Annotated in this window: 14 protein-coding genes and 1 riboswitch; of the genes, 11 read left to right on the plus strand and 3 right to left on the minus strand. The window is 74.0% G+C overall.

Translation table 11 applies throughout. The features are described from left to right. From ACIBCJ_RS02715 to ACIBCJ_RS02730, 4 genes are all read left to right on the plus strand, one after another. Window positions 1–933, plus strand: coding sequence for a M56 family metallopeptidase (locus ACIBCJ_RS02715; RefSeq protein WP_362092498.1), 933 nt, complete (start codon window positions 1–3; stop codon window positions 931–933). 268 nt (window positions 934–1,201) lie between these two features. Beyond that, window positions 1,202–1,387: riboswitch (cobalamin riboswitch) on the plus strand. A gap of 63 nt (window positions 1,388–1,450) precedes the next feature. Further along, window positions 1,451–2,518: an ABC transporter substrate-binding protein gene (locus ACIBCJ_RS02720; RefSeq protein ID WP_362092501.1), complete on the plus strand. Its 1,068-nt coding sequence runs from the start codon at window positions 1,451–1,453 to the stop codon at window positions 2,516–2,518. Between the two features lie 32 nt (window positions 2,519–2,550). Further along, a complete protein-coding gene (locus ACIBCJ_RS02725) occupies window positions 2,551–3,579 on the plus strand; it encodes a FecCD family ABC transporter permease (protein ID WP_399281855.1) in 1,029 nt (342 codons plus the stop codon). Beyond that, window positions 3,576–4,349: an ABC transporter ATP-binding protein gene (locus ACIBCJ_RS02730; protein WP_365978703.1), complete on the plus strand. Its 774-nt coding sequence runs from the start codon at window positions 3,576–3,578 to the stop codon at window positions 4,347–4,349. Before ACIBCJ_RS02725 ends, ACIBCJ_RS02730 begins: the two co-directional genes overlap by 4 nt. A gap of 40 nt (window positions 4,350–4,389) precedes the next feature. Here the strand turns inward: ACIBCJ_RS02730 and ACIBCJ_RS02735 are convergent, their stop codons facing one another. Then, on the minus strand, window positions 4,390–4,845 hold the full coding sequence (locus ACIBCJ_RS02735; protein ID WP_365978702.1) for an NAD(P)H-dependent oxidoreductase: 456 nt from the start codon (window positions 4,843–4,845) through the stop codon (window positions 4,390–4,392). A 77-nt stretch (window positions 4,846–4,922) separates the two neighbouring features. Continuing rightward, window positions 4,923–6,557 (minus strand): ribosomal protection-like ABC-F family protein, encoded by a 1,635-nt coding sequence (abc-f, locus tag ACIBCJ_RS02740; protein WP_362092510.1) that lies wholly within the window; start codon window positions 6,555–6,557, stop codon window positions 4,923–4,925. A gap of 511 nt (window positions 6,558–7,068) precedes the next feature. Here abc-f and ACIBCJ_RS02745 point away from each other — a divergent pair. The 7 genes from ACIBCJ_RS02745 to ACIBCJ_RS02775 all read left to right on the plus strand — a co-directional run bounded on the left by ACIBCJ_RS02745 (window position 7,069) and on the right by ACIBCJ_RS02775 (window position 15,672). Beyond that, a complete protein-coding gene (locus tag ACIBCJ_RS02745; protein WP_365978701.1) occupies window positions 7,069–7,587 on the plus strand; it encodes an N-acetyltransferase in 519 nt (172 codons plus the stop codon). Window positions 7,588–7,788: 201 nt separating this feature from the next. Continuing rightward, window positions 7,789–8,850, plus strand: a complete 1,062-nt coding sequence (locus ACIBCJ_RS02750; protein WP_365978700.1) for a LacI family DNA-binding transcriptional regulator — start codon at window positions 7,789–7,791, stop codon at window positions 8,848–8,850. A 66-nt stretch (window positions 8,851–8,916) separates the two neighbouring features. Continuing rightward, a complete protein-coding gene (locus ACIBCJ_RS02755) occupies window positions 8,917–10,515 on the plus strand; it encodes an FAD-dependent oxidoreductase (protein ID WP_365978699.1) in 1,599 nt (532 codons plus the stop codon). 101 nt (window positions 10,516–10,616) lie between these two features. Then, entirely contained in the window at window positions 10,617–12,746 is a 2,130-nt protein-coding gene (locus ACIBCJ_RS02760) for a hydantoinase/oxoprolinase family protein (RefSeq protein WP_365978698.1), read from the plus strand. Further along, complete coding sequence (locus ACIBCJ_RS02765; protein WP_362092522.1) at window positions 12,743–13,357, plus strand: hypothetical protein; 615 nt, start codon at window positions 12,743–12,745, stop codon at window positions 13,355–13,357. Before ACIBCJ_RS02760 ends, ACIBCJ_RS02765 begins: the two co-directional genes overlap by 4 nt. 3 nt (window positions 13,358–13,360) lie before the next feature. Continuing rightward, window positions 13,361–14,641: a TRAP transporter large permease subunit gene (locus ACIBCJ_RS02770; RefSeq protein WP_362092525.1), complete on the plus strand. Its 1,281-nt coding sequence runs from the start codon at window positions 13,361–13,363 to the stop codon at window positions 14,639–14,641. Window positions 14,642–14,667: 26 nt separating this feature from the next. Beyond that, on the plus strand, window positions 14,668–15,672 hold the full coding sequence (locus tag ACIBCJ_RS02775) for a twin-arginine translocation signal domain-containing protein (RefSeq protein ID WP_365978697.1): 1,005 nt from the start codon (window positions 14,668–14,670) through the stop codon (window positions 15,670–15,672). Window positions 15,673–15,755: 83 nt separating this feature from the next. On the opposite strand, the gene ACIBCJ_RS02780 is transcribed toward ACIBCJ_RS02775, so the two are convergent. Then, window positions 15,756–17,327, minus strand: coding sequence for an MDR family MFS transporter (locus ACIBCJ_RS02780; RefSeq protein WP_362107694.1), 1,572 nt, complete (start codon window positions 17,325–17,327; stop codon window positions 15,756–15,758). Window positions 17,328–17,386: the final 59 nt, after the last annotated feature.

The raw sequence follows: 17,386 nt of genomic DNA on the forward strand, positions 1-17,386 counted from the left end.
ATGGGGGTCTTCGTCTTCCTGCCGCTGGTCCTGCCGCTGACGGCGTGGCCGATCGCCAGACTGGCCGAACAGCACCTGCACCCGCGGACCGCGACCAGGCTGCTCACCGCCGTCGCCGCCGTGATGGCCCTGTGCAGCACGGTGTGCCTGGCACTGGTGATGGTGGTCGGCACCGCCCAACTGCCCGGCAACCCTCTGCCCGACGGCTGGTCCGACCCCGAGGTGCGGGCGGCGGTGCCCTACGACGAGGTGGTCGGCAAGGCGGCCATCCCCGCCCTCTGCGCGGTGGTCGCGGCCTCGGCGCGGGCCCTGTGGCGGCACGGCAGGGTGCGCCGACGCGCCCACCGCGCGCTGGCCGGTCTCCCGGGCACCGGTGTCGCCGTACTGCCGGACGGTGTGCCCTATGCCTACGCGCTGCCCGGCGGCCGCCGGGACCGCGTGGTGGTCAGCACGGCCCTGCTCGACTGCCTCGATGCCGGTGAGAGGCGCGCGTTGTTCGCCCACGAGCGCGCTCACCTCGCCGCCCGGCACCACCGCTTCCTGCTCGCCGTCCGGCTCGCCGCGCTGGCCAACCCGTTCCTGCGTCCCCTGCGCACGACCGTGTCCTACACGACGGAGCGGTGGGCGGACGAGGCCGCCGCACGGGCCGTCGGCGACCGCCGCGCGGTGGCCACGGCGATCGGCAAGGCCGCCCTCGTCTCGCGCGGCACCCCCGCCCCCACCCTCGCCGGTCTCGCGTCGCCCGGCCCGGTCCCGCGCCGGGTGGCGGCCCTGCTGGGCCCCGCTCCCGCGGTCCGAGCCTGGCCCCCGGTCTTCACGTCGGTGGGCATGGCGGCGTGGGCCGCGGCCGCCGGAGCCGCCGTCTCGGCCATGTCGTCCGCGAACGCCGCCGTCACGATGTTCCTCATCCTGCGGGCCGCGACGCCACTCTGAGTGCCCCTCGCTCCTCGACCGACCGCCGCCGACCACCTCGGACTCGGACGGGCCCCGCACGGCCGACGGCTCCACCGGCGTGACCCGCGGTGACGCCGGGCGCCGCAACGTCGCGACCGCCCACGCAGGGAGCCGCGTCATCGGCAACAGTCTTGGAGCCCGCGGGTCCGTGAACCCACGGCCCGACGGACCCCCGGGCCGACGGGCCGACGGGCCGGGGGAGCGGCGGGGCGGGCGGCGGTCGCCCTCCGGCGCGGTGCCGACCCTGTGGTAGCTTGCGCAAGCCAGTCGAACCCACCTGGTGGGTCAGGGAATCCGGTGCGAATCCGGAACTGACGCGCAGCGGTGAGGGGGACGGGCGGGACACGGCCACTGGGCGGCGTACGCCACCCGGGAAGGCGTTCCGTCCGGTCGATCCCGAGTCCGAAGACCTGCTGGCACCCGCGCCGCGTGCGGCGCGGGCCGCACCGTACGGACGGGCTTCGCGCATGAGCCCTCGACGCCGGAGGACCCCTCCTTGCCCGCAGCACGCCCCGTCGGACCCCGACGGCACCTGCCCTCCCGTCGCGCCCTGAGCGCGACCGCCCTGCTCCTGGCAACGGTCCTGGCGGCCGCCGGCTGCGGTTCCGGCACGGCCACGGACGACCCGGCCGCCGCGGCGGGCCACCCGCGCACCGTCCACGACTGCGGACAGGACGTCCGGGTCGCCGCACCGCCCCGGCGGGCCGTCTCCCTCAATCAGGGCACCACGGAGATCCTGCTCTCGCTCGGCCTCGCCGACCGCATGGCGGGCACCGCCACCTGGACCGACCCGGTCATGAAGGGACTGGAGAAGGCGAACGCGGGCGTCCCCCGGCTCGCCGACGACAGACCCTCCTTCGAGACGGTCCTGGCCGCGGAACCCGACTTCGTCGCCGCCTCGTTCGCCTCGACGCTCGGGACCGGTGGCGTCGCCACCCGCGAGCGGTTCGCGCGACTCGGCGTACCGGCCTACCTGTCACCGTCCGACTGCCTGGGCAAGGACAACAGCGGCGGCGGTGACGGAGTCCGGGACGAGACCCTCACCATGGACACCGTCTACCGCGAAGTGCGCGACCTCGCCCGCCTCTTCGACGTCGAACGGCGCGGCGAGAAACTCGTCGCCGACCTCAGGTCCAGGATCGACCGGGCCACCGCCGGCATCGACGCCTCCGGTGTCACCCTCATGTACTGGTTCGCCAACTCCACCTCGCCCTACCTGGCGGGCTGCTGTGGCGCCCCCGGCGTCATCACCCGGGCCGTCGGCGCGGAGAACGCCATGGCCGACACCCACGAGGAGTGGCCGCAGGCCGGCTGGGAGACGGTCGCCGACCGGGACCCCGACGTCCTGGTCCTCGGCGACCTCACCCGCAGGTCGGAGACGGCCGAGACGGCGGCGAAGAAGATCGAGTTCCTGGAGTCGAACCCGGTCACCCGGAACATGACAGCCGTCCGCGAGAAGCGCTACGTGCTGCTCAGCGGGCAGGCCATGAACCCCACCATCCGTACTGTCGAGGGCGTGGAGCAGGTGGCCGCGGCACTGCGCGAGTTCGGGCTGGTCAAGTGACCTCCGTCGGCCGGGCGGGCTCCCTCTCCGGCATACGCGCGCTGCGCCGCGCCCTCCCCGTGTGGGCGGCGGCCGGGACCGTCGCCCTGTGCGCGTCGGTGGCCGTCGCCGTCACCGTCGGACCCGCGGACATCGGCGTCGCCGACGTGTGGTCCGTGATCGCCGCCCACCTCGGGGCGGGCACCACCGCCGGGGACGTGACGCCGATCCGCGACGGCATCGTCTGGGACCTGCGGCTGCCGCGCACCCTCCTCGCGGCGGTCTGCGGCGCCGGACTCGCCGTGTGCGGGGCCGTTCTCCAGTCCCTGCTGCGCAACCCGCTCGCCGACCCCTTCGTGCTGGGCGTCTCCTCCGGTGCCTCGACCGGCGCCGTCCTGGTCGTGGTGCTCGGCGTGGGCGGCGGGGCGCTGTCGGTCCCGGGCGGGGCGTTCATCGGCGCGGTCTGCTCCTTCGCGCTGGTGATGCTGCTCAGCCACAGCCTGGGCGGCACCACGGACCGGGTGGTGCTCGCGGGCGTGGCGGCGATGCAGCTGTTCTCCGCGCTCACCTCCTTCGTGGTCATGACCGCGGCCGACGCCGAGACCACCCGCGGCGTGCTGTTCTGGCTGCTCGGCTCGCTCGGCGGCGCGGGCTGGAGCGACGTGTGGACCGGCGCCGCGGCGCTGTCGCTGGTCCTGGCCGTCTGCCTCGGGCACGCCAGGACCCTGGACGCCTTCGCCTTCGGCCAGGACGCCGCGGCCGCGCTCGGCGTCCGGGTGGCCCGTACCCGCCTGGTGCTGCTGTGCGCCACGGCCCTGCTCACCGCCGCCCTGGTCGCCTCGGCCGGCGCGATCGGCTTCGTCGGCCTGGTGCTGCCGCACGCGGTACGGGCGCTCACCGGCCCTGGACACGCCCGGCTGCTGCCGGTCTGCGCACTCGCCGGGGCCGTGTTCCTGGTGTGGGTCGACACCCTGGCCCGCACCGTCCTGGAACCGCAGGAGGTCCCGGTGGGCGTGGTGACCTCGCTGATCGGGGTGCCCGCCTTCGTGCTCGTGCTCCACCGCACCCGGAGGACACGGTGACCCTGAGCGCCGAACGGGTCTCCCGCACCGCCGGCGGACGGCTCGTCCTGGACGGCGTCGACCTGAGCCCGCGCACCGGCGCCACGACCGGACTGCTCGGGCCCAACGGCTCCGGCAAGTCCACCCTGCTGCGGATGCTCGCCGGTGTACTCGCTCCGGCCTCCGGCGTCGTCACCCTCGACGGACGCCCCCTGGACCGGGTGGCCCGCCGGGACGTCGCCCGCCGGGTCGCCGTGGTCGAGCAGCAGACCGACACCCAGGTGGAACTGACCGTCCGGGACGTCGTCCGGCTCGGCCGCATCCCGCACCGCCGCGCCTGGGCACCGGCGTCGGCGGCCGACGAGGAGGCGGTCGCGGACGCCCTCGACCGCACCGGCCTGACGGGGCAGACCCAGCGGCTCTGGCACACGCTGTCCGGCGGCGAACGCCAGCGGGTCCAGATCGCCCGCGCACTGGCCCAGCAGCCGCGCGAACTCCTCCTCGACGAACCGACCAACCACCTCGACGTCCAGCACCAGCTCGACGTGCTGGCCCTCGTCGCCGCCCTTCCCGTCACCAGCGTGATCGCCCTGCACGACCTCAACCTCGCCGCGATGTACTGCGACCACCTCGTCGTCCTCGCCGAGGGACGGGTCGTGGCCCGCGGCGCACCCGAGGAGGTCCTGACGGCCGACCTGGTCGCGAAGGTCTACCGGGTCGACGCCGAGATCACCCGTACCGGCCCGGGCGGCCGCCCGCACGTGCGCTACCTGGGCACGCTGCCCGGCTGAGAGACGGCGCGCGGCTCCCCGGGCCACCGGACCGGGGAGGTCAGCCGTCCATCAGGCCGGCGGCGAGCGTGGCACCCAGCTCCCAGCAGGCGGCCAGGTCGGCCTTGCCCGGCTCACCGGCCACCGTGACCGCGGGCGCCGCGCGCCGCCAGCCGAGGCCGGTCGTGACCGACTCGACGGCGCGCACCGCGCCGGTGGTGTCGCTGCCCCCGTGCACGTAGTAACCGAAGGGGCGGCCGCGCGTCCCGTCCAGGCACGGGTAGTAGACCTGGTCGAAGAAGTGCTTGAGCGCACCCGACATGTAGCCCAGGTTGGCCGGGGTGCCCAGCACGAAGCCGTCCGCCTCCAGCACGTCGACGGCCGTGGCCGCCAGGGCCGCCCGCCGGACCACCCGCACCCCCTCGATCTCGGGCGCGCTCGCCCCGGACACGACGGACTCCAGCATCGCCTGACAGTTCGGCGACGGCGTGTGATGCACGATCAGCAAAGTGGCCACCCCGGCAGCCTGCCGCCCGGCACCCTCCGACCGCAAACGCAGACCATCGCGCCCGGGCGGCCTGCCCCACCGTCGCCTCACACCTCGGGCGCTCCCGTCTCCGTCAGCTCGCCGTCCGCCAGCCGCAGCCAGCGGTCGACGCCGATCTCGCGCAGGAACCGCCGGTCGTGGCTGACGACCACGAAGGCTCCGCGGTAGGAGTTCAGCGCGCTCTCCAGCTGGCCCACCCCGACCAGGTCGAGGTTGTTCGTCGGCTCGTCGAGGAGCAGCAGGTGCGGGGCCGGTTCCGCGCACAGGACGCAGGCCAGGGTGGCCCGCAGCCGCTCGCCGCCGGAGAGCAGCCCGACGGGCAGGTGGGCGCGCGCGCCCCGGAAGAGGAAGCGGGCGAGGAGGTTCATCCGCTCGGCCTCCGGCCGGTGCGGGGCACTGGCGGCGAAGTTCTCGGCGACGGTGCGCTCCTCGTCCAGCAGGTCCAGCCGCTGGGAGAGGTACGCGACGCGCCCGTCGGCCCGCCGGATCTCGCCGCCCGCCGGCTCCAGGTCACCGTTGACCAGACGCAACAGGGTGCTCTTGCCCGCGCCGTTGGCGCCGGTCAGCGCGATCCGCTCCGGGCCCCGGACCGTCAGGTCGGCCCCCGCCGGGCCGAACACGTCCCGCTCGCCCAGCCGGATCCGCAGCCGCTCACCGAGGAAGAGGGTGCGCCCGGCGGGGACACGGGTGTCCGGCAGGTCCAGCGTGATGCGCTCCTCCTCGCGCAGCGACCGCTCCGCCTCGTCCAGCCGCGCCTTCGCCTCCCCGACCCGGTTGGCATGGGTCTGGCCCGCCCGGCCCGCGGACTCCTGCGCCCCGCGCTTCATGTTGCCGGCGAAGATGCGGGGCAGCCCGGCGTTCTTCAGGTTGCGGGCGGCGTTGCTCGCCCGGCGGTCGGCGCGCTCGCGGGCCTGCTGCAGCTCCCGCTTCTCCCGCTTCAGCTCCTGCTCGGCGTTGCGGACGTTCTTCTCGGCGACCTCCTGCTCCGCGCGGACGGCCTCCTCGTACGCGGTGAAGTTGCCGCCGTACTGGCGCAGTTCGCCGCGGTCGAGCTCGGCGATGCGCTCCATGCGGTCGAGCAGCTCCCGGTCGTGGCTGACGAGGAGCAGACAGCCGTTGTAGTCGGAGAGCACGTCGTGGAGCCTGCCGCGGGCGGCCGCGTCGAGGTTGTTGGTGGGCTCGTCGAGCAGGAGCACGTCGGGCCGCTTCAGCAGCTGGGCGGCGAGCCCGAGGGAGACCACCTGGCCGCCGCTGAGCGTGCCGAGGCGCCGGTCAAGGGCGAGGTCGGCCAGGCCCAGGCGGTCGAGCTGGGCGCGGGTGCGCTCCTCGATGTCCCAGTCGTCGCCGATGGCGGTGAAGTGCTCCTCGGCCACGTCCCCGGACTCCACGGCGTCGATGGCCCGGATCACGGCGTCGACGCCGAGGACCTCGGCCACGGTGAGGCCGGAGGTCAGCGGGAGGGTCTGGGGCAGGTGGCCGAGGACACCGGAGACCGTCACGGAGCCCGCGGTGGGCCGCAGCTCTCCGGCGATCAGCTTCAGGAGGGTGGACTTGCCGGCCCCGTTGGGGGCCACCAGACCCGTGCGCCCCGCGCCCACGGTGAACGACAGGTCCTCGAAGACAGGGGTGTCGTCGGGCCAGGAGAAGGACAGGTGGGAACAGCGAAGGACAGCGTCGGACATGGAGACGACCTCGTCGCGGTGAGGGGCAGCGGCAGGAATCAGACCTCTGCCCGGGAGGGAGGACAGGAAAAAGGGAACGACGAAGGGGCCACTGCGACGGCGCTCGAGAACGCCCACTGCGGCCTACCGGAACCGGGTCTCACCCGGAGATGTCGTCGTCACCCACCATGTCCGCGACTCCTCGCTGCACGATCAACGTCTCCACCAGCCTAACAGCCGGTTCCCCTGCCGTCCGGGCGCCGACCCGGCCCGCGCAGCCCCTGCGGCCACGCACGGCGCGCACACCCGCCCGGCTACAGTGTTCGTCGTTCGCGTTTCGATCGAGCTCCGCGGGAGCGGAAGGACAGGGAGGTGGGGCAGATGACCGAGCCCGACGCCGTCCGCCGCGACGCCCGGACCTCCCCTGCGGCCTGAGCCCCGCAGCCCCGGCAGGCTCCCTCGTGTCAGAGCGGCGGCCTGGACCCCGCATCCCTCGAACCGAACGCACACGGAAAAGGACCCCAGTCCCGTCATGCCTTCATCTCGTTCCTGGACCACCCGCACCGAGACCGGCGCCGACATCCCTGCCGTCCGCGCCCTCGTCCGCGCCGCCTTCCCCACGCCGGAGGAGGCCGCCCTCGTGGACGCCCTGCGCGCCAACCCCACGGCGTGGATCGACGGCCTGTCCCTCGTCGCCGTCGACGCGTCGGACCGGCCCGTCGGGCACGCCCTGCTGACCCGCTGCCACATCGGTGACAGCCCGGCGCTGTGCCTGGCGCCCGTCGCCGTCCGGCCCGAGCACCAGAACTCCGGTGCCGGCACGGCCGCCGTACGGGCCGGGCTGCGCGCGGCCGAGCGCCTCGGCGAGCACCACGTCGTCGTGCTCGGACACCCGGAGTACTACCCCCGGTTCGGCTTCACCCGGGCCTCCGCCCACGGCATCCGCCTGACCGTCGACGTGCCGGACGAGGCCCTGATGGCCCTCACCCTGGACGCCGCTCACCCGCTGCCCGCCGGAACGGTCCGGTACGCGGCACCGTTCGGCATCTGATCCGGCACCGCGCGGGGCGGCGGGGAAACCCCGCCGTCCCACGCGTTTTCCTTCGCGCAACCCCTTGACCCGGCGGCCCCGGTCCTCCACATTACTCGGTAATGCGCATGAGGTAATGCGCATTAACAGCGTCGGTCACGACGGGGAGGAGCAGTGGTGGCGAAGGAAGCCGCAGGGCGGGGCAGGCCCGGGAGGGCCCCCGTGCAGCCCGGCCGGCGGGCCCGGCCCCGGCAGGCGGAGGTGGCCGGGCTCGCCGGTGTCTCGCAGGCGACGGTGTCCCTGGTGCTGTCCGGGCGCGACCTCGCGACGGGCCGGCCGATCTCGGCGGAGACCCGCGCCAAGGTCCTGGACGCCGCCCGCAGCCTCGGCTACGTCCCCGACCCGGCCGCCAGCCGCCTCGCCGCCGCCCGCAACAACCTGCTCGGCGTCTTCAGCTTCACCGCCACCTTCCCGACCGACGTGCGGCACTCGTACTACCCGTTCCTCGTCGGCGTGGAGCAGGAAGCCGCCGCGCAGGGCTACGACCTGGTGCTGTTCACCGGGTCGAGCACCGGGGGAGCGGGCGCCCGGGGAGCGGGCGCGCTCAACCGCGTTCGGCTGGCGGACGGCTGTCTCTTCCTGGGACGCCACGCCCCCGCCGACGAGTTGGGCCGCCTGGTGGCCGACGGTTTCCCCGTCGTCCACGTCGGCCGCCGCGACGAACCGGAGGGTCTCGCCTGGGTCGGCGCCGACTACGTCAGCGCCAGCCGCGAGGTCGTCACCGCGCTCGCCGGACTCGGCCACCGCCGGGTCCTGCTGGTCCGCGAGGACGACGACGCGCCCGCCTCCACCGACCGTGAACGCGGCTTTCTCGACGGGCTCGCGGACAGCGGCCTGCCCGCCGGTGCCGGCGCCGTGTTCCGTTCCGGCGACCCGCGCCGCGACCTCACCGCCGACCGGGTCAGGGACTGGCTGGCCGAGGGCGTCACCGCCTTCGTCGCCGAGGAGACCGACACCGGCGCCGCCTGGCGGGCCCTGCGCGCCGCCGTGGACGAGGCGGGGCTGGACTGCCCCGGCGAGGTGTCGCTCGCCCTGCTCGGCAGCCCGCCCGCCGACCTCGCGGACGAACCGGTGCCGACGGGCTTCGACATCCCGCGGCCGGCGCTGGGCGCCGAGGCCGTAAGACTGCTCGCCGCCCGTATCGCGGGCGGCCCCGCCGAGGGCACCCTCGTCGCCTGCGCCTTCAGACCGGGCACGACCGCCGGCCCGCCGGCCGCCCCCTGACCCGGCGGCCCCCCGGCCCACCCGACCCATCCGCGAAACCGACCGCACCACCGAAGGAGCAGCAGCGTGATACCGGAACCCGACATCCTCGTCGTCGGCGGCGGCCTCGGCGGCGTCGCCGCGGCGCTCGCCGCCTGCCGGGCCGGCCGCAGCGTCGTCCTGACCGAGGAGACGGACTGGATCGGCGGCCAGCTCACCAGCCAGGCCGTGCCGCCCGACGAACACCCCTGGGTCGAACAGTTCGGCACCACCGCCTCGTACCGGCGCCTGCGCGAGGGCATCCGCGGCTACTACCGCCAGTGGTACCCGCTGCGCGCCGAGGCTCTGGCGCTCACCGACCTGAACCCGGGCGCAGGCCGGGTCAGCAAGCTCTGCCACGAGCCGCGCGTCGCCCTCGCCGTCCTGGAGGGCATGCTCGCCCCGCACCGGGCGGCCGGACGGCTCACCGTCCTCACCGAGCACCGTCCGGTGGCCGCCGAGACCGACAACGATGTCGTCCGGGCCGTCACCCTGGAGGACCTGCGCGACGGCACCCGCCGCACGGTCTCCGCCCGCTACGTCCTGGACGCCACCGAGACCGGTGAACTGCTGCACCTCGCGGGCGTCGAACACGTCAACGGCGCCGAGTCCCGGGCGGAGTTCGACGAACCGCACGCACCCGACGAGGCCCAGCCCGGCAATCAGCAGGGCATCACCGTCTGCTTCGCCCTCTCCCACCACGAGGGCGAGGACCACACCGTCGACCGCCCCGCCGACTACGGCTTCTGGCGCGACTACAAGCCCGACTTCTGGCCGGGGCCGCTGCTCGGCTTCGAGGCTCCCGACCCGCGCACCCTGGAACCGGTGCCGCGCACCTTCGAACCCAACCCCGACCTCGACCCGCTGGCCGTCAGCGCCGACCAGAGCGCCGACGCGGGCGACAAGGAACTGTGGGGCTTCCGCCGCATCCTCGCCCGCAAGCTGCACACCGACGGCGCCTTCGACTCCGACATCACCCTCGTCAACTGGCCGCTCAACGACTACTGGCTGAAGCCCTACATCGGCCAGGAGACCGAAGCCCTGCGCGAGGCACGGCAGTTGTCCCTGTCGGTGCTGTACTGGCTGCAGACCGAGGCACCCCGCACCGACGGCGGCACCGGCTTCCCCGGACTGCGCCCGCGCCCCGACGTGACCGGCACCGCCGACGGCCTCGCCAAGGCGCCCTACGTCCGCGAGTCCCGCCGTATCAAGGCCGTCACCACCGTCACCGAGCACGACGTCTCCATCGACCTGCTCGGCCCCTACGGCCGCACCCGCCACCGCGACTCGGTGGGCGTCGGCAACTACCGCATCGACCTGCACCCCTCCACCGGCGGCGACGGCTACGTCGACATCGGCTCCGTCCCCTTCGAGATCCCGCTCGGCGCGCTCGTCCCGCGCCGGACGCGCAACCTGCTGCCGGCCGGCAAGAACCTCGGCACCACCCACATCACCAACGGCTGCTACCGCCTGCACCCGGTGGAGTGGAACGTCGGCGAGGTGGCCGGAGCCCTCGCCGCGCACTGCCTCGCCGAGGACGTCGAGCCGCACGCGGTGCAGGCCGAGGACAAGCGGTTCGAGGAGTTCGCCAGGGTGCTTGACCGCGACGGCGTGCAGCGCCACTGGCCCGACGTCAGGGGGTACTGAACTGCCCCGCGCGGGACGGGAGTCCGGGCGGGGCAGCACCACCTGCCCCGCCCGGTGACCGCCCACGCGTGGACCGACCCAGCACAAGGAGGTGCCCGGACATGACCACCCACCGCATCCGCGTCGGCATCGACGTGGGCGGAACCTTCACCGACGCCGTGGCGGTCGACGCCACGACGCTCAGGCTCGTGGGCCAGGTGAAGGTCCCCACGAGCCACCACCACGAGGACGGTGTCGCGCACGGCATCGTCGAGGCGCTCGACCGGCTGCTGACGCAGACCGGGCACGCACCCGCCGACGTGGCCTTCCTGGCGCACGGCACGACCCAGGCTACCAACGCCCTGCTGGAGGGCGACGTCGCCACCGTCGGCCTGCTCGGCATAGGCACCGGCGCGGGCACGTACTTCACCCGCAGGCTCGCCACGCTCGCCAAGCTCGAACTCACCCCCGGCAAGCGCCTGCCGTTGCACTACGCACACGTGTCCGACCCCGAGGACGCCCCCGCCGTCCGGGCCGCCGTCGAACGGCTCACCGCCGTCGGCGCCCAGGCCCTGGTGGCCAGCGAACCGTTCGGCGTCGACCGTCCGGAGGGCGAGGAGGCGGTCGCCGACGCCGCCCGCGCCACCGGCCTGCCCACCACCGCGGCGCACGAGATCACGTCCCTGTACGGGCTGCGCAAACGCACCCGCACCGCCGTCGTCAACGCGGCGATCCTGCCGCGCATGCTGGCCACCGCCGACCTCGTCGACGCCTCCATCACCAAGGCCGGCGTCACCGCGCCGCTGATGGTGATGCGCTGCGACGGGGGAGTGATGTCCCTGGACGAGATGCGCCGCAGGCCCCTGCTGACCGTCCTGTCCGGGCCGGCCGCCGGCGTCGCGGGCGCGCTGATGCAGGAACGCGTCAGCGAGGGCGTGTTCCTGGAGACGGGAGGCACCTCCACCGACATCAGCGTCGTCCGGCGCGGCAAGGTCGCGGTGCGGCACGCCGTCCTGCTCGGGCAGACCTCCTACCTCAGCGCCCTCGACGTCCGCACCGTCGGCGTCGGCGGCGGCTCCATGGTGCGCGTCGCCGGCGGCCGCATCACCGGCGCCGGACCGCGCAGCGCCCACATCGCCGGGCTGCCGTACGCCTGTTACGCCGACCCGGCCGACCTGCGGGACGCGAAGCTGACCACCGTCAGCCCGCTGCCCGGCGACCCCGCCGACTACGCCGTCCTCGACGCGGCGGGCGGCCGGTTCGCCCTGACCATGACCTGCGCCGCCAACGCGCTGGGCCGGGTGCCCGAGGGCGACTTCGCCCACGCCGACCCCGACACCGCCCGGGCCGCCCTGGCCCCGCTCGCCGCCGCCCTCGGCACCGACGTGCCCACCGCGGCCGCCCGGTTCCTGGATGCCGGGACGGACCAGGTGAAGTCCGTCGTGGACGACCTGGTCCGCGAGTACCGCCTGGACACCGACGCCGCTCTGCTGGTCGGCGGGGGCGGCGGCGCGGCCTCCGTCACTCCGCACCTGGCCGCCCGCACCGGCATGACCGGCCGCATCGCCCGGCACAGCGAGGTCATCAGCCCCATCGGCGTCGCCCTCGCCCTGGTCCGGGAACAGGTCGAGCGGATCGTGCCCGGCGCCACCCAGGAGCAGATCCTCGCCGTGCGGGCCGAGGCCGAGCGCGCCGTGGTCGACCAGGGCGCCGCCGCCGACGGCGTCGAGGTCGAGGTCACCGTCGACCCGCAGACCAACGTCGTACGCGCCGTCGCCACCGGCGCCACCGAACTGCGCACCCAGGACCGCGCCCACCGGGCCGACGACGCCGAGCGCCTGCGGCTGGCCGCCACCAGCCTCAGGACCGACGTGTCCCAGGTGCGCGTGCTCGCGGGCACCCCGGCGCACACCGTCTACGGCGCCGAGACCCACCGCCGGTTCCGTCCCGTCCGCCACCCGGTACGGGTCGTCGACGCCGACGGTGTCGTCCGCCACCACGCGACCGACGCCCGGGTCGAGGCCACCACCGTCGCCGCCGCCCCCGAGGTGCTGGCCGAGCTGGTCGCCGAGCACACGTCCTACGGCGACGGAGGCGTCCGTGCCCCCGCCGTGCGGCTGCTGCTCGGCTCCCGCATCGCCGACCTCTCCGGCGTCCTGGACCCGCAGCCGCTGCTCGCCCTGGCCCGCAGCGAGCTGCGTTCCCGCGCCGCCGACGAACCGGTGGTCGCCGTACTGGAGGTGCGCGAGTGACCGTCGAGAACGCGCCCGCGCGGGCGGATCTCGCCGCCACCGACGACATCGGGTGGGCGGTGCGGCTGCTGGCCGCCACCCCGACCCACGAGCACCGCGAACCGGAGCTGCTGCGCCGGTGGGCACGGGCGGCCGACGCGTTCGGCGCCGCACTCGCGCCCGTCGAGTGCACCGCCCGGATCGTGGAGAGCGAGGGCGGACTGGAACTCGGGCTGCTCGCCCGGTACACCTCCAGGCCGCCCACGGTCGAGCTGTACACCGACACCATCGACCTGGCCGAACGGACCGTCGACGCCCGCGGCTGGCGTGACTGGTACCCGCCCGGCTCCGTGAGGGCGGCCGCTCTCGCCCACGAAGCGGTGCACGTCCGTCTCCACCACGGTCCGGCGAAGGCCGCGCTGAAGCGCGCCCTCGGCCACAGCGCCCTGCGGCTGGGCCGGCTGCGCGTACCCGGACACGTCGCGGGCGCGGAGGAGGTGGCCGCGCACGCCTACGCCCGTACCGTCTGCGGGCTCGGCCGCAGCCCCCTGCTGCTGACCGCCGCCGTGGCCGCCGAAGCCGAGGGCGCGTCCACCCCACCACTCACACGTGACGCAAGAAGAGAGAACTGACCCATGGGTGTCGTCATCCTCCTCGTCATGGCGGCCGGCGTCGCCGCGATGCTCACCCGCAAGCTCCCCACCGCCTTCGCGCTGGTGCTGCTGGCCGTGGTCATCGCCTTCCTCTCCGGCGCGCCCCTGACCGGCGAGAACAGCGTCCTGGACACGGTGCTCCAGGAGGGCGCCCCGGCGCTCGCGGCGACGATGGTCGCCATCATCCTCGGCTCCTGGCTCGGCAAGCTGCTCGACGAGACCGGCATCGCCGGCACCCTCGTCCGCAAGATCGTCGAGTTCGGCGGCGACCGTCCCACCGTCGTCGCCCTCGGCGTCCTCGCCGTCTCCGCGCTCGTCGGCACCGTCACCGGCTCGGCGCCCGCCGCGATGCTGGCCGGCATCATCGGCATCCCCGCCATGGTCGCCGTCGGCGTGCCGAAGGTGACGGCCGCGGGCACGGTGCTCATGGGCATCGCCGTCGGTGTGCCCTTCGAACTGCCGGTCTGGCAGTTCTTCTCCACCGCGCTCGACCTGCCCGTCGACACCGTCCGCGGTTTCATGGTGAAGCTGTTCCCGTTCGCCCTGGTCGCGGCCGTCGCCTACGTCGTCATCGAGAACCGGCGGCGCGGCACCGAGCACGCGTGGTCGCTCAGGTCCGCCTCCGCGCGCCCCGCCCCGCGCCGCGAACGCCTCGGTGACGCACCCTGGTACGCGCTGCTCGCCCCGGTCGTCCCGCTGGTCCTGGCCCTCGGCCTGGACGTGGCCATCATCCCCTCGATGCTGGCCGGGGTGCTCTACGCGCTGGTCACCACCACCCGGCCGGGCGAGATGAACAAGCGGCTGCTGCGCACCCTGTACGGCGGCTTCGAGGTGGCCGCGCCGCCGCTCGCCCTGTTCGTGGCGATCGGCATCCTGCTCGCGGCCGTCAAGCTCCCCGGCGCGGTGGACGCGCTGGAGCCGCTGATGAAGGCGGTCAGCCCGCAGAACCCGGTGCTGTTCGTCGTCGTCTTCACCGCGCTGGTGCCGCTGTGCCTGTACCGGGGCCCGCTCAACGTGTTCGGGCTCGGAGCGGGCATCGCGGGCGTCCTCATCGCCACCGGCATCTACCCGGCCGTCGCCGTCCTCGGCATGGCCACCTCGTACAACCAGGTCTTCGGCGTCGCCGACCCGACCAGCACCCAGACCGTGTGGGCCGCCCAGTACGCGGGCGTCGGACCGCAGCAGGTCATGGTCCGCACCCTGCCCTACGTGTGGCTGGTCGCCCTCGGCGGCCTGTGCGTCACCGCCGCCCAGTACCTGTGACACCTCCCCTCTCCCCAGGAGTCGACATGCCCGAGCCGCACCTCGACCGCCGTCTGTTCCTGAAGGGCACGGCCGCCACCGGCGCCGCCCTCGCGCTGGGCGCCACCAGCGTGCCCACCGCCTCCGCCGCGCCCGGCGGCTTCCCCGACTACACCTACGTCCGCACCCTGCTGACGCCGTCCCGGCTGGCCTACAACCCCACCGGCGAGATCATCTTCCCGACCGTCCGGGGCGTCTACGACCGGCTGCCCGCGAGCGGCCGGCTCGGCCGCTACTACCTGTACTACGCCCCGCACGACGCCCCCGGCGGCATCTGCCTGGCCTACGGCGACTCGCTGGAGGGCCCCTTCACGGAGTACCCGGACAACCCGATCGTCTCCAACACGTGGTCGCCGCACTACTCGGTCAGCCACGTCTCCTCGCCGCACGTGATGTGGCACGAGGGGAACAAGGAGATGTGGCTGTACTTCCACGGCGAGAACACCACGACCAGGCTCGCCCGCTCCGGCGACGGCATCCACTTCAGCTACGACAAGGTCGTGCTGAACACCTCGATGCTGCCGTCCGGCACCACAGAGACCTCGTACGCCCGGGTCTTCCCGCACGAACTGCCCGCGCGCGGCGCCCACTACGTCATGGTCTTCATGCTGAACAACACCACCAACCACCGTGACATCGGCTGGGGCTGGTCCGCGGACGGCCGCACCTGGACGTTCTCCCAGGAGCCCCTGGTGCGCCACACGGACGTCGGCGCGGTCAACGTGGGCGGCCCGCACCTGCTGCACCGGAACGACAGCACCTACGTCGTCTACAACAAGGACAAGGAGAGCGGCGGCGACCTGATGATCACCGAGGTCGGCAACGACTTCTCGCTCCGCAGGCACCTGGGTGTCTTCTACGACTCCCGCGGCACCGCGCCGGAGAACGGCCGTGCGGCCTCCCCGTCCTTCGGCACCGACCACGGCGTCCCGTACATGGTCTACGAGGCGGGGGAGCGGCTGGCCGGTTCGATCGCGGTGGCCCGCGGCTGATCCCCGGTCCGCCGCCGCACACGGCGGCGGGGCCGCCCGTCCGGATCGGACGGGCGGCCCCGCTGTCATCTCGCCGGGTCGCCTCAGGCGACCGGCGCCGGGTCCTTCTCGGTCGGCGCCGCGCCGCCCTCGCCGGACTCCTCGGCGAGCCGCTCCATGCCGCTGGTGGTCTTCAGCGGCTTCTCCTTGATGAAGACCACCGCGACCAGCGCCAGTACGGCGAACGGCGTGGCGATCAGGAACAGGTCGGCCGTGGCGACCGCGTAGGCGTGCTCGACGATCGTCCGCATCGGGCCGGGCAGCGTGGACATGTCCGGGACGCTGCCCTCGCCGGAGCCGCCGCCGTCGGGCACGGTGACGCCCGCGCTGCTGAGCCCCTTGGCCGTCTCACTGGCGACCCGGTTGGCCAGGATCGCGCCGAGGACGCTGACGCCGATGGTGCCGCCCATGCTGCGGAAGAACGACAGCACGGAGGTCGCGGCGCCCAGGTCGGTGGCGGCCACGTCGTTCTGCGCGGCCAGCACCAGGTTCTGCATCAGCATGCCGACGCCGACTCCCAGGATCGCCATGTAGAGGCTGAGCAGACCGAAGTGGGTCTTCGCGTCGATGGTGGCCAGCAGGGCGAGGCCCACGGCCATGATCACCGCGCCCGCCACCAGGTACCGCTTCCACTTGCCGGTGCGGCTGATGACCTGTCCGGCGACGGTGGACGACACCAGGAGGCCGAGGATCATCGGCAGGCTCATCAGACCCGCCACGGTCGGCGACTTGCCCAGGGAGATCTGGAAGTACTGCGAGAGGAACACCGTCCCGCCGAACATGGCGACACCGACCAGGAGGCTGGCGACGGTGGTCAGGGTGACCGTGCGGTTCCTGAAGATGCCGAGCGGGATGACCGGCTCGGCGGTGCGGGCCTCGACGAACACCGCGGCGACGAGCAGCAGCACACCGCCGCCGGTCAGGACGCCGGTCTGCCAGGACGCCCAGTCGAACTCGTTGCCGGCCAGCGACACCCAGATGAGCAGGGCGCAGACACCGGCGACGATCAGGAACGCGCCGAGCCAGTCGATGCGCACCTCGCGCTTGACGGTGGGCAGGCGCAGGGTGCGCTGGAGCAGGGCGATGGCGAGCAGCGCGAAGGGCACGCCGATGAAGAAGCACCAGCGCCAGCCCAGCCACGAGGTGTCCACCAGGACACCGCCGACCAGCGGTCCGGCCACCGTGCCCACGGCGAAGACGGCACCGAAGATGCCGGCGTACTTGCCCAGCTGGCGGGGCGGGATGACGGAGGCCATCACGACCTGCGCGAGCGCGGTCAGGCCGCCCGCGCCGATGCCCTGCACGACCCGGCTGAAGATCAGCAGCCCGACGCCGTGCGAGAAGCCGGCCAGCAGGGAGCCGACCACGAACATGCTCAGCGACAGCTGGAGCAGCAGCTTCTTGTTGAAGAGGTCGGACAGCTTGCCCCACAGCGGCACCGTCGCGGTCATCGCCAGGAGTTCGGAGGTGACGACCCAGGTGTAGGACGACTGGCTGGCGCCCAGGTCGGCGATGATCGTGGGCAGTGCGTTGGCCACGACGGTGCCGGCCAGGATCGCGACGAACATGCCGGCCATCAGGCCCGACATGGCCTGGAGTATCTGCCGGTGGCTCATGGAGGTGGGCGGCGCGTCGGCGGGCGCCTGGGTAGCGGTCACGACTTCTCTTTCGGTGG

Source organism: Streptomyces sp. NPDC051136, from assembly GCF_044455745.1.
Classification (GTDB): domain Bacteria; phylum Actinomycetota; class Actinomycetes; order Streptomycetales; family Streptomycetaceae; genus Streptomyces.